Origin of the sequence: Collinsella sp. CLA-ER-H6 (assembly GCF_040092305.1) — a bacterium.
Lineage (GTDB): Bacteria > Actinomycetota > Coriobacteriia > Coriobacteriales > Coriobacteriaceae > Collinsella.
The window spans coordinates 92,765-107,882 of record NZ_JBBNLS010000008.1 but is presented as its reverse complement, the minus strand read 5'-3'; the positions used below and the strand labels follow the sequence as shown (position 1 = coordinate 107,882).

Annotated in this window: 16 protein-coding genes; all 16 read right to left on the bottom strand. The window is 60.7% G+C overall.

Annotated features, from left to right (window positions below):
- Positions 1 to 160 precede the first annotated feature (160 nt).
- The 16 genes from AAAX77_RS05165 to AAAX77_RS05090 all read right to left on the bottom strand — a co-directional run bounded on the left by AAAX77_RS05165 (position 161) and on the right by AAAX77_RS05090 (position 15,111).
- On the bottom strand, positions 161 to 1,396 hold the full coding sequence (locus AAAX77_RS05165; RefSeq protein ID WP_006235722.1) for an LCP family protein: 1,236 nt from the start codon (positions 1,394 to 1,396) through the stop codon (positions 161 to 163).
- 12 nt (positions 1,397 to 1,408) lie between these two features.
- Positions 1,409 to 2,692, bottom strand: coding sequence for a UDP-N-acetylglucosamine 1-carboxyvinyltransferase (murA, locus tag AAAX77_RS05160; protein ID WP_349105110.1), 1,284 nt, complete (start codon positions 2,690 to 2,692; stop codon positions 1,409 to 1,411).
- A gap of 88 nt (positions 2,693 to 2,780) precedes the next feature.
- Positions 2,781 to 3,173: an ATP synthase F1 subunit epsilon gene (atpC, locus tag AAAX77_RS05155; protein ID WP_006235718.1), complete on the bottom strand. Its 393-nt coding sequence runs from the start codon at positions 3,171 to 3,173 to the stop codon at positions 2,781 to 2,783.
- Between the two features lie 3 nt (positions 3,174 to 3,176).
- A complete protein-coding gene (atpD, locus tag AAAX77_RS05150; protein ID WP_006235717.1) occupies positions 3,177 to 4,631 on the bottom strand; it encodes a F0F1 ATP synthase subunit beta in 1,455 nt (484 codons plus the stop codon).
- The gene (gene atpG / locus AAAX77_RS05145; RefSeq protein WP_349105109.1) at positions 4,631 to 5,539 is read right to left on the bottom strand and encodes an ATP synthase F1 subunit gamma; all 909 of its coding nucleotides are present in this window, start codon (positions 5,537 to 5,539) and stop codon (positions 4,631 to 4,633) included. The genes atpD and atpG overlap by 1 nt, the downstream gene beginning before the upstream one ends.
- Positions 5,540 to 5,544: 5 nt before the next feature.
- On the bottom strand, positions 5,545 to 7,143 hold the full coding sequence (gene atpA, locus AAAX77_RS05140) for a F0F1 ATP synthase subunit alpha (protein WP_349105108.1): 1,599 nt from the start codon (positions 7,141 to 7,143) through the stop codon (positions 5,545 to 5,547).
- Positions 7,143 to 7,619, bottom strand: a complete 477-nt coding sequence (locus AAAX77_RS05135; RefSeq protein ID WP_035138792.1) for a F0F1 ATP synthase subunit delta — start codon at positions 7,617 to 7,619, stop codon at positions 7,143 to 7,145. Before AAAX77_RS05135 ends, atpA begins: the two co-directional genes overlap by 1 nt.
- Positions 7,609 to 8,211: a F0F1 ATP synthase subunit B gene (gene atpF, locus AAAX77_RS05130; protein WP_006235712.1), complete on the bottom strand. Its 603-nt coding sequence runs from the start codon at positions 8,209 to 8,211 to the stop codon at positions 7,609 to 7,611. Before atpF ends, AAAX77_RS05135 begins: the two co-directional genes overlap by 11 nt.
- Before the next feature lie 15 nt (positions 8,212 to 8,226).
- On the bottom strand, positions 8,227 to 8,421 hold the full coding sequence (locus tag AAAX77_RS05125) for an ATP synthase subunit C (RefSeq protein ID WP_022094262.1): 195 nt from the start codon (positions 8,419 to 8,421) through the stop codon (positions 8,227 to 8,229).
- 124 nt (positions 8,422 to 8,545) lie between these two features.
- Positions 8,546 to 9,349, bottom strand: a complete 804-nt coding sequence (atpB, locus tag AAAX77_RS05120; protein ID WP_022094263.1) for a F0F1 ATP synthase subunit A — start codon at positions 9,347 to 9,349, stop codon at positions 8,546 to 8,548.
- A gap of 3 nt (positions 9,350 to 9,352) precedes the next feature.
- On the bottom strand, positions 9,353 to 9,664 hold the full coding sequence (locus AAAX77_RS05115; RefSeq protein ID WP_022094264.1) for a hypothetical protein: 312 nt from the start codon (positions 9,662 to 9,664) through the stop codon (positions 9,353 to 9,355).
- 280 nt (positions 9,665 to 9,944) lie between these two features.
- A complete protein-coding gene (gene upp, locus AAAX77_RS05110) occupies positions 9,945 to 10,592 on the bottom strand; it encodes a uracil phosphoribosyltransferase (RefSeq protein WP_040359658.1) in 648 nt (215 codons plus the stop codon).
- Positions 10,593 to 10,715: 123 nt separating this feature from the next.
- Positions 10,716 to 12,257 (bottom strand): glycerol kinase GlpK, encoded by a 1,542-nt coding sequence (glpK, locus tag AAAX77_RS05105; RefSeq protein ID WP_349105106.1) that lies wholly within the window; start codon positions 12,255 to 12,257, stop codon positions 10,716 to 10,718.
- A 13-nt stretch (positions 12,258 to 12,270) separates the two neighbouring features.
- Positions 12,271 to 13,014 carry an L-threonylcarbamoyladenylate synthase gene (locus AAAX77_RS05100; protein ID WP_349105104.1) on the bottom strand — a complete coding sequence of 248 codons (744 nt, stop codon included), beginning with the start codon at positions 13,012 to 13,014 and terminating at the stop codon, positions 12,271 to 12,273.
- 134 nt (positions 13,015 to 13,148) lie between these two features.
- Positions 13,149 to 13,640, bottom strand: coding sequence for a type II toxin-antitoxin system HicB family antitoxin (locus tag AAAX77_RS05095; protein WP_349105103.1), 492 nt, complete (start codon positions 13,638 to 13,640; stop codon positions 13,149 to 13,151).
- 220 nt (positions 13,641 to 13,860) lie between these two features.
- A complete protein-coding gene (locus AAAX77_RS05090) occupies positions 13,861 to 15,111 on the bottom strand; it encodes a HemK/PrmC family methyltransferase (protein ID WP_349105102.1) in 1,251 nt (416 codons plus the stop codon).
- Positions 15,112 to 15,118 lie beyond the last annotated feature (7 nt).

The window sequence follows — 15,118 nt, the reverse complement described above, 5'->3', positions numbered from 1 at the left end:
GGATTGGGTCATATGAGCGAAAGCCCGCCAGAGCGAGCAAGGTGCCTTGAAACGAGGCGGCATTGACCTTCTGGTCATGCCGCCGAAGTTGAAAGGCAGATTGCCGCCCTGGCGGGCTTGCAGCGTCGAGCAGTTACGCGGTTTGGTAAAACCGCGTAACTTAGTAGTTGGCCTCGTAGCCGTTGCCGTCGCCGGTGGGCTCTTCGTAGTAGTCCGAATCGCTCGAATCGCTTGAGTCATCGGAATCGTCAGAGCTGACCGATGAGGTTGCGGTACCATTTGCGTAGTCGTCAGACGTGTTGTTGTTCAGGTCGCCGATCGTAGAGCTGGAACCGTCGGAAAGGCCCATGGTGTTGGGACCCTTGGGGTCCTTGCCGGCATCGACGCGCTCCATCATTTCCTTGAGCTCGTCCTCGTAGACAAAGACGTAGCTCACACCGTCGATCATGGTGCTGTCGTCGGCGTACGAGGGCAGGTTGGCCGAGTAGATACCGTCGACATCCATACCGCGCATGGCGTTGACCGTAGCCACGATATCCTGAACGCTCATATCGGTTACGAGCATATCGGACAGCGAATTAACCAGGCCAAAGATCTTCGTGGCATCGAAGTTATTGAGAATCTGGTTGGCAAGGGCGCCAAGCACCTGACGCTGGTGGCGCATGCGCGTGTAATCGCCGTCGGCATAGGTGTAGCGGCAGCGGGCATAGGTAAGGGCGGTGGCACCGTCCATATGCTGCTGGCCAGCGGTAATCTTAATATCCAGGTGCTCGGGGTCGTCAACATCATCGGTTGCGTTAATGTCGATACCGCCAACCGAATCAATCAGCGCCTGCATACCGTCGAAGCTGACCTCGGCATAGTGGGAAATCTGAACACCGCACAGCTCGTTGACAGCCTCGACCATGGCCTCGGCGCCGCCAACGGTATGGCAGGCGTTGATCTTCATGGTCTCGCCCTTGTACTCGACCTTGGTGTCGCGCGGAACGGAAATGAGCGTCGCCTGCTTTTGCGTGGGATCAATGCGTGCCAGGATAATCGAGTCGGCACGGTACGTATCCTCGCCCGGACGGCCGTCGGTGCCAAGAAGCAGCACGTAGAACGGATCCTTTGCCTCATCGGTGTCAACCAGAACCCGACGCAGATTGTCGGTAATGACATTAGAATCGCCGAGCTTGCCCATAATGGTGGCAAACCACAGGCCGGCAGCGGTAGTGGCACTCAGCAGCACGCCAAGCACGACAATGAGCGCGACGTGACGAATCGTGTGGCTACGACGACGTTGGCGAGCGCGCTCGGAATAGCGAGCCACGTTATCGCGACTGTAGATCTTGGCCTGCGCACCAGTTGAGGGTCTTCGGGCGGTGGTATCCGCGAGGGGCTTTTTATTAAACATAGGCAACCTGTATTAGTAGATGACGGGATCGGGGACGGTAGCATGCTCGACATGCGCGCCAAGCGCCTGCAGCTTTTCGACAAACCGCTCGTAGCCGCGCTTGATGTGATGGATGGCCGAAACCTCGGTCGTCCCGCCGGCGATCAAGCCCGCTACGACGAGGGCCGCTCCGCCACGCAGATCGGGCGAGGTAACCTGTGCACCTGAGAAGCCCTTGACGCCATGAATCATGGCATGATGGCTCTCGATACGAATGTCGGCACCCATGCGCACCAGCTCAGAGGCAAACATAAAGCGATTCTCGAAGATGTTCTCGGTGATAACGGAGCTACCATCGGCAAGGGCGGAGAGCACCATAATCTGCGCCTGCATGTCCGTCGGGAAGCCGGGGAACGGAAGCGTCTGGATGTCGACCGGCTTGATACGCTCGGCACGGTTTACATGGACGCCATCCTCGACGCGCTCGCAGTCGATACCCATGAGCTCCATCTTCTTGAGCACCATGCCCAAGTGAATGGGGCAAAAACCCGTGACGTCGACACCGCGATCGTCGGCCATCAACGCACCGGCGACGATAAAGGTGCCGGCCTCGATGCGGTCGCCCACTACGCGATGGGTAACGGGATGCAGCTCTTCCACGCCCTCGATGGTCACGACAGGCGTACCGGCGCCGACAATCTTAGCGCCCATCTCGTTGAGCATGTTGGCGAGATCGACGATCTCGGGCTCGCGGGCGGCATTGTCGATAACCGTGGTACCCTTCGCGCGCACGGATGCCATAATGAGGTTCTCGGTCGCACCGACACTGGCGAACTCGAGCGTGACGGTGGTACCGCGCAGACCTTGGGGCGCATTAGCGTTGATGTAACCGTGGGCGGTATCGAACTCAACGCCCAGGGCCTCGAGACCAAGAATGTGCATATCGATCTTGCGAGCACCCAGGTTGCAGCCGCCCGGCATAGCAATTTTGGCGCGATGGAAGCGGCCCAGCAGGGGTCCCATGACGGCGGTGGAAGCGCGCATCTTGGCAACGAGCTCGTAGGGGGCCTCCCATGAATCGACCTGAGAGGTATCAATCTCGAGCGTGTGCTCGTCGAGAACATCGATCGTAGCGCCCATGCCTTTGAGCACCTTGCCCATCACGTGGACATCGGAAATATCGGGCACGTTCTGCAGCGTCGTCTTGCCCGGCGCCAGAAGCGTTGCCGCCATGAGTTTGAGTGCGGAGTTCTTGGCACCCGAAACGGGCACGGAGCCTCCGATGGCGTGGCCACCCTCAACGCGGATAATATCCAAGGTCTACCCTTTCAAAAAGCATGCCCGGGATGGCTGGGCCATCCCGGGCATGATGTGTTCGCAAATGGTCGAACGCTAAATCGTTTGACTATTGGGCAAGCTTGAGCTTACACCATGCGATTTCATTATAGAGGTAGGCGCGGCGTGCATCATCCTCCGACAAATTACCCAGCTTCTCTTCAAAACCTTGAATATCAGCTTTAAGCTTGTCGGCATCGACGGTCGCCAAATCGCAAGCGCGCTCGGCGAGAACGGTCACGACATCGTCCGCAACCTGGGCATAGCCGCCGGCCACGGCAAACGTGTGGTCGACAGTGCCCATGGCCTTATCGGAAACGCGAACGTAACCGCGGTCGATCGTGCAGATCTCGCTGGAGTGAGCAGGCAGAACGCCAAACTCGCCATCCGTGGACGGAATCGACACAAACGCAGCGTCGCCCTCATAGGCGCAGCTCACGGGGCACACGATGCGGATACGCATAACCTACTTCTCCCCCATCTTGCGGGCGCGCTCGCGCACGTCCTCAATCGTGGAAGCATAGCGGAAAGCCTGCTCGGGCAGGTCATCGGCCTTGCCATCGACAATCTCGGCGAAAGAGCGGACGGTATCCTCGACGCGGACGTAGACACCGGGGTTGCCGGTGAACTTCTCGGCGACGTGGAAGGACTGCGAGAGGAACTGCTGAATCTTACGGGCACGGTTGACCGTAAGGCGCTGCTCCTCGGACAGCTCGTCCATACCCAGAATTGCGATGATGTCCTGAAGGTCGGAGTACTCCTGCAGGAGCTCCTGGACCTTGACGGCGACACGGTAGTGCTCCTCGCCGACGATCGAGGGATCGAGAGCGTCGGAGGAAGACGCGAGCGGGTCGATAGCCGGGAACAGGCCGAGCGACGAAATGCTACGCGAAAGAACCGTGGTGGCATCGAGGTGCGTAAACGTCGTGGCAGGCGCCGGGTCGGTCAGGTCGTCTGCGGGGACGTAGACAGCCTGGACGGAAGTAATGGAGCCCGTCTTGGTCGAGGTAATGCGCTCCTGGAGGTCGCCCATCTCGGTTGCCAGCGTGGGCTGGTAACCAACGGCGGACGGCATACGGCCCAGCAGTGCGGAAACCTCGGAACCTGCCTGGGAGAAGCGGAAGATGTTGTCGATGAACAGCAGAACGTCCTGGCCGCGATCGCGGAAGTACTCAGCGGTGGTAAGGCCGGCCAGACCGATGCGCAGACGCGCTCCGGGCGGCTCGTTCATCTGACCATAGACCAAGCAGGTCTTGTCGATAACGCCAGACTCGCTCATCTCGAGGAACAGGTCGGTGCCCTCGCGGGTACGCTCGCCGACGCCGGTGAACACCGAGGTGCCGCCGTGCTCCTGGGCGAGGTTGTTGATGAGCTCCTGGATCAGAACGGTCTTGCCGACGCCGGCGCCGCCGAACAGACCTGTCTTGCCGCCGCGGATGTAGGGCTCGAGCAGGTCGACGGCCTTGATGCCGGTCTCGAAGATCTCGGTCTTGGTGGTGAGCTCGTCGAAACGGGGCGCTGCATGGTGGATGGGGTAGAACTCCTCCACCTCGGGCATGGGCTTGCCGTCGACGGGCTTGCCCATGACGTTCCAAATGCGGCCGAGCGTCTTGGGACCAACGGGCATCTTCATGGGCTCACCGGTATCGGTGGCGATGAGGCCGCGCTGCAGGCCGTCGGTCGAGGACATGGCGACCGTGCGGACGACGCCGCCCGGAAGCTGGCTCTCGACCTCGAGGATCGTGCTCAGATGACCGATCGGGGTCTCGGCCTCGACCGTGAGCGCGTTGTAGATCGGGGGCACCGCGCCGTCAAACTTGACGTCGACGACAGGGCCGATGATTCGCACGATGCGACCATCACCGGCAGTCGTCTTCTTGGTGGCTTCCTCGACCGCAAGCTTTACGGTGTTATTAGCCATTACTGTTCCTCCAATGCTGAGGCTCCGCCGACGATCTCGTTAATCTCGGTCGTGATCGAAGCCTGGCGCACGCGACTATACGTGCGGGTAAGGGTCGAGATGATCGCGGTGGCGTTTTCCGTCGCGGAGTGCATGGCCTTGCGGCGTGCACCCTGCTCGGCAGCCGCCGAATCGATCAGGGCCTGGTAGATGACCGTCAGGATATAAGACGGCACAAGCTTGCCGAGAACATGCTCGGGAGAGGGCACGAACTCGAACGTGGACGAGATGCGCTTAGGGGCGTCGGTCTCGTTCTTACGCGGACCGTGGGCCATAGCGATCATCTCGGGGTCGAGCGGCAACAGATGCTCGACGCGAAGCTCCTGATCCACGCGGTTCTTGGCGTGGTGGTAGACAAGCTCGACACGGTCAAGCTCACCGGCACGATACGCATCGCAGATATGAGAGGAGATCATGCGGGCCTGATTGAAATCGGGCTCAGAGGAGTTGCCCTCAAAGTGCATGACAACGTTTGCGCAGTCACGGAAATACGTGGCCGGCTTACGCCCGCACGCGATGATCTCGCATTCGATGCCGTCGTTCGCCCAAGAAGCGGCGAGCTTTTCGGCCGTGCGCTCCACCGTCGTATTGAAACCGCCGGCAAGGCCGCGGTCCGAGGCAATAACGACAATCAGGCCATGCTTGACGCTCTCATGCTTCTGCAGCATGGGATCGGTGCCCGAACAGGAGGCGTCGCCGGCGACCGTCAACATGACGTCGGTCAGCGCCTCCTTATAGGGCTCGGCCTGCTTGGAGCGATCGAGGGCACGACGAATCTTGGCCGTAGAGACCATCTCCATCGTGCGCGTGATCTGCTTGGTCGTGGTAACCGAGGAGATTCGCTTCTTAATGTCGCGAAGGTTGGCCATGGGGCTTAGTTCTCCTCTGATCCAGAAACATCCGAATGGTGCTTGGCCATGAACTGCTGCTTGAAGTCGCCGATGACGCGCAAGAGCTCAGCCTTGGTGTCATCATCGATCTTCTTGGCGCGAACCTTGTCGAGCAGCGAACCAAAGCCATTGTCCATGTACTCGATGAGCTCGGCACGGAAGGGCAGCACGTCGTCGATCTCCAGGTCATCCAGGAAGCCCTCGTTGCCAGCGAACAGCGTAACGATCTGCTCGCCAACCTCAAACGGCTTGTAACGCGGCTGCTTCAGGAGCTCGGTCATGCGAGCACCGTGGGTCAGCTGCTTCTGAGTAGCCTCGTCGAGGTCGGAGCCGAACTGCGTAAAGCCAGCGAGCTCCTGATAGGAAGCGAGGTCCAGACGAAGGTTGCCGGCGACCTGCTTCATGGCCTTGGTCTGCGCATCGCCACCGACGCGGGACACGGAGATACCCACGTCGACTGCAGGGCGCTGACCCTGGAAGAAGAGCTCGGACTGCAGGTAGATCTGACCATCGGTAATGGAAATGACGTTGGTCGGAATGTAGGCCGAGACGTCGCCGTCCTGGGTCTCGATGATCGGCAGTGCCGTCATGGAGCCGTAACCGTTCTTCTTGGACATCTTGACGGCACGCTCGAGCAGACGAGAGTGCAGGTAGAAGATGTCGCCAGGATAGGCCTCGCGTCCGGGCGGACGATGCAGCGTCAGCGACATCTGACGGTAGGCCACAGCCTGCTTGGACAGGTCGTCGTAGATGACGAGCACGTGGCCGCCGGGGTTGGTCTCGCTGGCGGGCTTGCCGTCCTCGCCGTTGTACATGAAGAACTCGCCAATAGCGGCACCGGCCATAGGCGCGATGTACTGCATAGGGGCGGAATCGGCAGCAGTGGCCGAAACGATGATGGTGTAGTCGAGCGCACCGTGCTGAGCGAGGGTCTCACGGATGTTGGCAACCGTGGAGGCCTTCTGGCCGATGGCGACATAGATGCAGACCATGCCCTTGCCGCGCTGGTTGAGGATAGCGTCGATGGCGATGGCGGTCTTACCGGTCTTACGGTCGCCGATGATGAGCTCACGCTGACCGCGGCCAATAGGCACCATGGAGTCGATAGCGAGCAGACCGGTCTGAACCGGCTCGCACACCGGGGTACGATCGATGACGCCGGGAGCCTTGAACTCGATGGGGCGACGGTGCGTGGCGACGATGTCGCCCAGGCCGTCGATGGGCTGGCCGAGCGGATTGACGACGCGGCCGAGCATGGCACGGCTCACGGGGATATCCATAATGCGGCCAGTGGTGCGGCACTCGTCGCCTTCCTTGATGGAGTCGACGGCACCAAACAGAACGGCGCCGACCTCGTCACGGTCAAGGTTCTGGGCAAGGCCGAAGACGGTCTCACCGGTATCGGAGCTCTTGAACTCCAGAAGCTCGCCTGCCATGGCGCTCTTGAGGCCGGAGACGCGCGCGATGCCGTCGCCTACCTCGTCGACCGTTGAAACCTCATGCGTATCGACCGTCGCGGAGAGGCTCGTGAGCTGCTCCTGCAGTTTCTTGGCGATATCCTGGGCATTGAGGGTTTCGGACATTAGGCTTCACCTCCGTACGAATTAGCAGAGTTTGCGAGGGTCTCCTGCGCGATGCGCAGCTGCGTCTTGACGGAAATGTCACGACGCTCGCCGCGGGCCTCGAGCACCAGGCCGCCCACGATAGACGGGTCGACCTGCTCGATAAGGAATACCTTGCGGCCGAAGTCCTGCTCGCATTTCTTAGTGATGGTTTGACGCAGCTCGTCGTCGAGCGGGATCGCCGTGGTGACGGTCACGCCCACTACATCCTCGTCTTCCTCGGCAACATACTTAAAGGCAGCTGCCACCTTGGGAAGAAGGTCGAGCTGGTCGCGCTTGGACATGGTGTCGAGCACGGCGATGATCTCGGGGCTGGCAGAAGCCAAGCGCTCGACCATCTCGAGGTCCTCGAACACATGGTTCTCGGCCTTGGCGGCTTCCAAAAGGGAACGCGCGTAGGTCTCGAGCACCTTGTCCTGATAGCGGCTAGTCGGCATTCAGGCTACCTGCTTCCTGGATGTAGCGCTCGATGAGCTTCTTCTGCTCGGCATCGTCCTCGAGTGCCTCGCCCACGATCTTGGTGGCGACGGCAACGGACAGGTCGGCGATGGAGCTCGCGGCACCGGCATAGATGGACTTGCGCTCGTCCTCGACGGTCGTATGGGCCTTGGCGATGATCTCCTCGGCCTCCTTGTGAGCAGCCTCGATGATACGGGCACGCTCGGACTCGGCGTCCTTACGGGCCTCGAGAACGATGTCGGCAGCCTGACGACGGGCGTCGGTGACGATCGAGTCGGACTCAGCGCGCTTGGCGATAGCCTCCTGCTTGGTCTTCTCGGCCTCGTCGAGGCTCTCCTCGATCTTCTTGCCGCGCTCCTCCATGGTTTTCATGATGCCCGGCAGGGCGACCTTGGCCAGCACGATCCAGATAATCAGGAAGGCGATAAGCGCCGGGATGAACTCCGCCATCTTAGGGATGAGGATGTCCGCACCGGCGGCGCCGTCCTCGGCGAACGCGGAAACCGGCATGAGCAGCGCGGCCGCGGACGCGGAGAGTGCGATCGCGCTCTTCTGGGATGAAAGATTCATACTTGACGCTCCGTGCTATTTAACGATCAGCGCGACAACGAAGCCGATCAGAGCCAGAGCCTCGCCGAAAGCGGAGCCCATGATGAAGACGGTGAACACGCGGCCCTGGACCTCAGGCTGACGGGCCATAGCACCCGTAGCACCCAGAGCAGACAGGCCGATAGCAAGACCAGCGCCGATAACACCGAGACCGTAACCGATAACTCCCACGATTCCTCCTTTGTCGTGCGTGTCTTATTTCACGCAGGATAACCTTTTTATAACTGCCGGGCTCCATGGGTACGGGCACCGGCGGTTTAACGAATTGCCTTACCTTTAAGGCACGAACGGAAGACTACTCCTCCTCCGCGACCTCCTCTGCCTCGGAGACATACACGGCGGTAAGGACCGTGAAGACGTAAGCCTGGATGGCGCCGACCACAAGCTCGATCGCATAGATCAGGATGAGGATGGCAAGCCAGGCCAGCGAAGGCAGGGCGCCGACGGCGTGGGCCGCGGAAACCTGCTGAAGCAGCGGCTGCATGAACATGCTCGCCATGATGGCGAACGAGCCCATGACCACGTGTCCTGCGAACATGTTGCAGAACAGACGGACGGCAAGCGTGATGAGGCGCAGGAAGGTCGAGAAAAGCTCGACGACCCACACGAGCACGTTCATCGGGAAGCTCACGCCCTGCGGGGCGAGGCTCTTGATGTAGCCGATCACGCCGTGAGCCTTGCATCCGTAGTAGATGAAGTACACGAAGGCGAAAATGGCGAGTGCGGCGGTGGAGCCGATTGCGCCGGTGCCGGGCTTCATTCCCGGGATCAGGCCGATCATGTTATTGATCAGGATGAACAGGAAAAGCGAGCACAGGAACGGGAAGTGCTTCTTCCAGTTCTCACCCACGACACCCTTGCCGATATCGTTCTCGACGTACTCGATGATGTACTCGAAACCGTTGACGAAGAAGCCCTTGGGAACCAGGGTCTGCTTCTTCTTGAACACGGCCAGGACGATCAGGAGCACGATCGTGGAGACGATCAGCCAAAACGAGTACTGCGTGATGCCGCAGCTCAGATCGCCCACGACAGGGGTGGAGCTGAACTCGCTGACCAGATGATTAATCTCATCAGGCAGCTTTTCAAAAATTTCCACGACTTACCTTTCGACCTCATGAGGATCTCGCAGCGCCTTGGCGACGCGAACCGTGCAGGCGGCCATAAAGGCCACGAAGCCGATCGCCTCGCCCAGGAGGAACATGCGAAATGCCTCTCCGAACAACACAAACACAACCAAGGTAAAGACGAGCAGGGCGATTGCCGAGACCGCCAGACTCACCATACCCTTGAGCATGTCCGCATTCTGTTTATCGTCAAGAACCGGCTTGAGCGTAAAGACAAAGGGAAGGAAGGCAATTGCGCCCGCGATGGCGCCTGCAACGATAGCGAGCAGATCGGCTATCTGAAACATTGGCGTCCTCACTTTCCTTTTTAACGCCTCACAGAACAGTTCCCGCCAAACATTGGTGACTATTGTACGAGCCAATCGCTAAAGTACAACCGTAAAACAAACGGTTAATACGCACCTGTACATTTTCTTAAAGCCTTCTTTATGCCGCAGGTACGGTAATACGTTTTTTCGAACCCCTCAGCGCAAAACGTCCGTTAACAGGAGTGCGCGCGGTCGCCTTTTGTTCGACCGCGCGCACCGTTTCTTCGTATTTGCAGCCGCGGCCGTCTTAGCCCAGCGACTAGAGCGTGCCGTAGATGCGGTCGCCGGCGTCGCCCAGGCCGGGAACGATGTAGGCGGCCTCGTTGAGATGGTCGTCGATGGCGCACGTATAAATATGTACGTCGGGGTCCTTTTCGGTCAGTGACTTGAGGCCCTCGGGCGCGGCGACGATGCACAGCATGCGGATGTCCTTGACACCGCGCTCGCGCAGGTAGCTGATGGCCATCTCGGCCGAACCGCCCGTGGCGAGCATGGGGTCGACGACCAGGCAGATGCGCTGGTCGATATCCTTGGGCATCTTGCAGTAATACTCGTGCGGCTCGTGGGTGACCTCGTCGCGCTCCATGCCGATGTGGCCCACGCGAGCGGAGGGCACCAGGTCGAGGATGCCGTCGACCATGCCAAGGCCCGCACGCAGGATGGGCACGATGGCGAGTTTCTTGCCGGCGAGCTGCTTAAACGTTGCGGTGGTGATAGGGGTCTCGACTTCGACGTCTTCCATGGGCAGGTCGCGCATGGCCTCGTAGCCGTCAAAAAGTGCGAGCTCGCGCACAAGCTGGCGGAACTGGTTGGTGCCGGTGTTTTTGTCGCGCAGGATCGACAGCTTGTGCTGGACGAGCGGGTGGTCGACAAGCGTCACACGGGACGCGTCGTAGGTGACGGTCATGGGTTGATTGCCCCTTTCGTTGCGGCCGCAAAACGACCTTGCTGACAAGGCGCGAAGCAATGTTGCCGCCGCACGCCATGCATTAGTTTAGCGGTTTGTTATATCGAGCAGCCCATCACAGCCCTACTGTGCGGTGCTGAGCGAGCGCCTGACTGCATCACGCCAGCCCGCAAGGTTTTGCTCGCGGCGCTCGGCGGACATGTGGGGAAGGAAGGTCCTAACGATCTGGGCATTTTGCTCCAGTTCTTCCAGGTCTTCCCAATAGCCGACGGCAAGACCCGCCAAGTACGCGGCACCGATTGCCGTGGTCTCCACCGTCTCGCATTGCAGCACGGGGATATCCAGCAGGTCGGCCTGGAATTGCATGATGAACTCGTTGCGCGAGGCACCGCCATCGACAGACAGGCGCTCGATCGAAAGCCCCACGTCCTGCTCCATGGCGCGCAGCACGTCGTAGCTCTGATATGCCATGGATTCGCAGGCGGCACGTACGATGGTCGCACGGCTCGAGGCGCCGGTCAGACCGCACACGATACCGCGGGCATGCGGGTCCCACCAGGGAGCGCCCAGACCCGCAAAGGCGGGAACGAAGTAGCAGCCCTCGTTGTCGTTGATCGAAGCGGCGAGTTGCGCGGACTCGCTCACACTCGAGATGATGCCCATGTTGTTGCGCAGCCAGTTCATGGTTGAGCCGGCGGCAAAGATAGAACCCTCGAGCGCATAGCTGATCTTGCCGTCCGCGGCGATACCGATCGTGGAGACCAGACCGTTCTTGGATTCGACGACCTCGTCGCCGGTGTTCATGAGCATAAAGCAACCCGTGCCATAGGTGTTTTTGGTCTGGCCGGGATGGAAGCAGCAGTGGCCGAACAGCGACGCCTGCTGATCGCCCGCCACGCCCATGATGGGCGGCATGTTGGTCATGATGTCGCTCGCGACGCGGCCGTAGTCGCCCGAGCTCCAACGAACCTCGGGCATCATGGAACGTGGAACGTCAAAGAGCGCCAGCAGGTCGTCGTCCCAATCGAGCGTATGGATATTAAAGAGCGCCGTGCGGCTGGCATTGGTGTAGTCGGTGGCAAAGACCTGACTGCCGGTGAGGTTGTAGATGAGCCAGGTGTCGATGGTGCCGAACATGAGGTCGCCCGCCGCCGCGCTCTCACGCGCACCGTCGACGTTGTCGAGGATCCACTGCACCTTGGAAGCCGAGAAATACGGATCGAGCGTGAGTCCCGTGCGGGAGCGCACCAGCTCTTCTGCGCCCCGCTCGACCAGCTCGTCGATCAGAGGTGCGGTGCGACGGCATTGCCACACGATGGCGTTATAGATGGGTTGGCCGCTTATGCGGTCCCACACCACCGTGGTCTCGCGCTGGTTGGAGATACCGATGGCGGCGATGCGGTCAGAATGGATGCCGCTCTTAAACTGGACCTCCATCATCACGCCGATCTGGCTGGCAAGCACCTCCATGGGGTCTTGCTCTATCCAACCGGGACGCGGGAAGCTGGTTTTGACGCTACGACGTGCCTGCGCGACGATGCAGCCGTACTCGTCGACGATGGTCGCAAGTACCGAGGTGGTGCCGCAGTCGAGCGCCATGATGTAGGAACCGCCAAAGTTAAACGAGGCATCTTCCATGCCCAGGCTGCCCAGATTCAACGACATCGCTTACACCTTTCTATTGCATCGGGTCGGACAGGACCCGTTCGATCTCTGATGCGGGAAGTGCGCCTTGGCGCAGGATCTGGAGCCCGCCGTGCTGGAACGACACGATGGTCGAGGCGTCGCGACACGGGGTCTCGCCGGCGTCGACGGCAACATCGACCCCCTCCAGGATGCGCTCCTCCACCGTGGCAAAACTTGCCGGCGCGGGCGCGCCATGCGTGTTGGCGCTGGTGCAGGCAAGAGGGCTACCGCAGGCGCGGATGAGCGCTTGCACCACGGGCGAGGCCGAAGCGCGAAGTGCCACGGTGTCGTCGGCAGCACGCATAAAGGTCGGCACGCAGGGGGCCGCCTTGACCACGATAGTCAGGGCTCCCGGCCAGCATCGTCGCGCAAGTACGCGGGCATCTTCCGGGATATCCACGCCATAGCGGTCGAGCGCCTCGACGCCATCGACCAGCCAGGCGACCGTTTGGGTGAGCTTGCGCTGCTTGAGGGTAAAGATGCGGCGGTAGCCGGTGCCGAGCGCAGGGACCGCGGCGCCGTTAACGGTGGCATGCGGATCGCGCGGCCACAACAAGGATTCGCTTGTATCTTGGGGGACGGCATCGGAGAAGGCGTTGACTGCCACGGCGACACCGTAGACCGTCTCGGTCGGGATCAAGGCCAGGCCGCCGCGGCCGAGCACCTCGGCCGTGCGCTCGACGGCGAGCCGATGCGGCTCGCGCGTTCCCTCGTATACCCGATAGACCGTCTGCATGTGTATGCCAGCCCCTTACGCTCTGGTGAAAGTTTGTTTACTGAGGGGCATTCTCGCACGAAACGTTCAACCTATTTGGCCAGAGTGCATGTTGGTTTGGTGAGCGGCTCTAGTAGTCGGTGAAAGTCAGGGGGTTATTGGAAGGCTACAGACTTCTTTGGTCTTCCGGCGTGACGTTCTTGGGCGGCATAGCGCTCGATGCTGTCTATCGTTATCATCCGACGGCCATCGACGAGTTCAACATCGAGCTTTCCGGCTTTGACCAGCGCGGTAATCCGCGGAGCGGAGACTTTGAGGTCCAGCGCCGCGTCTTTAAATGTTCGGCACGCCGCTTCCCGAGCGTCCTCGTAGTCGATTTCGACTGAAAGGGCCACGACCTCGGCCGAGCGTTCGTACCCTGCCGGAGTCAAACCGTTGTTGAGGTCGTCGGCCAAAAACGCCATCAGCGCCTCGGTGGCATGGGCAATCGCTTCTTCGCGCGTATCGCCATCGGCAAAAGCGCCGGGAATCTGCGGGAAGCTGGCGCAGTACCCGTCGTCTTCTTTTATGAGAACGCAGTCATAGGTAAATCGCTGCCTCATTTTGCCTCCAACTACCATCCAGCTTGGCGACGAATACTTGCCCACGTGCCCTTCTTTGGTCGATCACCACCCGAGCCGTTCACGGTGACAACACGGTCACCAGAAACATACTTAGCATGACTACCGACTTGCGCGACCTTCACGAATCCATCGTGCTTGAGTAGGGCAATGATTTCCCGAAAGGTAGGAGGTTGCATGGGCCGACCTCTTTCAGCCGTCCTAATTATAAACTACTTTATAATTTTTGCTAACCAGTTAATAAATATTACTGGCGCTGCCTGGGCTCGGTGACGATGGCCCGGACGATGCGGGGGCGATCGGTGAGGTCGTGGACGATGCGCACGTCCGACAGACCCGCTTGACGGCAGAGCTCGGCCGCAGCGTCGAGCGCGCCCTCGTAGAGCTCGCAGGCAAAGAGGCCGCCGGCGCGTAGCATGTAGGGTGCCGCGTTGAGCAGACGGCGGAAGATATCGAGGCCGTCGGCACCACCCTCGAGCGCCAGATCGGGCTCAAAGTCCTTGACCTCGTGCGGCAGCGAGCGCATAACATCGGTGGGGATGTAGGGCGGGTTGGAGACGAGTACGTCAAAGGTGCCCCACTCTTCGCGGGGAATGGAACTCACCAGGTTGGTGAGGCTAAAGGCAACCTCATCTGCCGTGAGGCCGAGGGCGTCGCGGTTTTTGGTAGCAAGGTCGATGGCGCGCGGCTCGATATCGGTAGCAGTGCAGGTAACGTGGCCGCGGCGCTCCCAGGCAAGGGAGAGCGAAATGCAGCCCGTGCCGCAGCCGACCTCGAGAACGCGGGCAGTGCAGGGCTCGGTTGGGGCAGGCGCAGCGGCATCCTGAGCTAAAGCCGTCTCCTGGTCGGCACCCTCGATGGCGATGCCGTATTCGTCGAGCTCGGACTCGGCGGCTTCCGCGGCTTCGGCTTCTGCTGCCTGCGCGGCGGCTTCCTCGGCCTCGCGATCGGCCAGTTCATCGGCATAGGCACGGCTGCCCAGTACGTCGCTGCCTAGCGCCGCCTCATCGGCAGCCGTCAGGTTAGCGGCACGGCGCTCGGCGGTCGCCCGTTCGTCTGCCAGCGCGGCCTCGGCCTTGCGAGCCTGCTCGACCTCATCGTTCCAAGGCAGCTCAACACGCTGACGGGCAGCAGCCTCGGGGCTCAGCACCTCGGCATCCAGATAATTGAGGACTTCCTCGACGAGCATCTCGGTCTCGGGACGCGGAATGAGCACACCGGGGGCGCACGCGACGTCGATCATGCGAAACTGCGTGCTGCCCGTGATGTATTGCAGCGGTTCACCTTTAGCGCGACGAACAACGGCCGCGTGCATGGTCTCGAGCTGAGCCGCGTTAAGCGTCTCGTCCATGCGCATATATAAGTCGATGCGTACCAAACCCGTGGCAGCGCAGAGCAGCCACTCGGCAGAAAGACGGGGGTGCTCCTCGCCGCGCTCGGCCAGGTACTCCTTGGTCCACTCGAGACAGCGCTTGATGGTCCAAATCTCGTTTGCCATGGGGCCC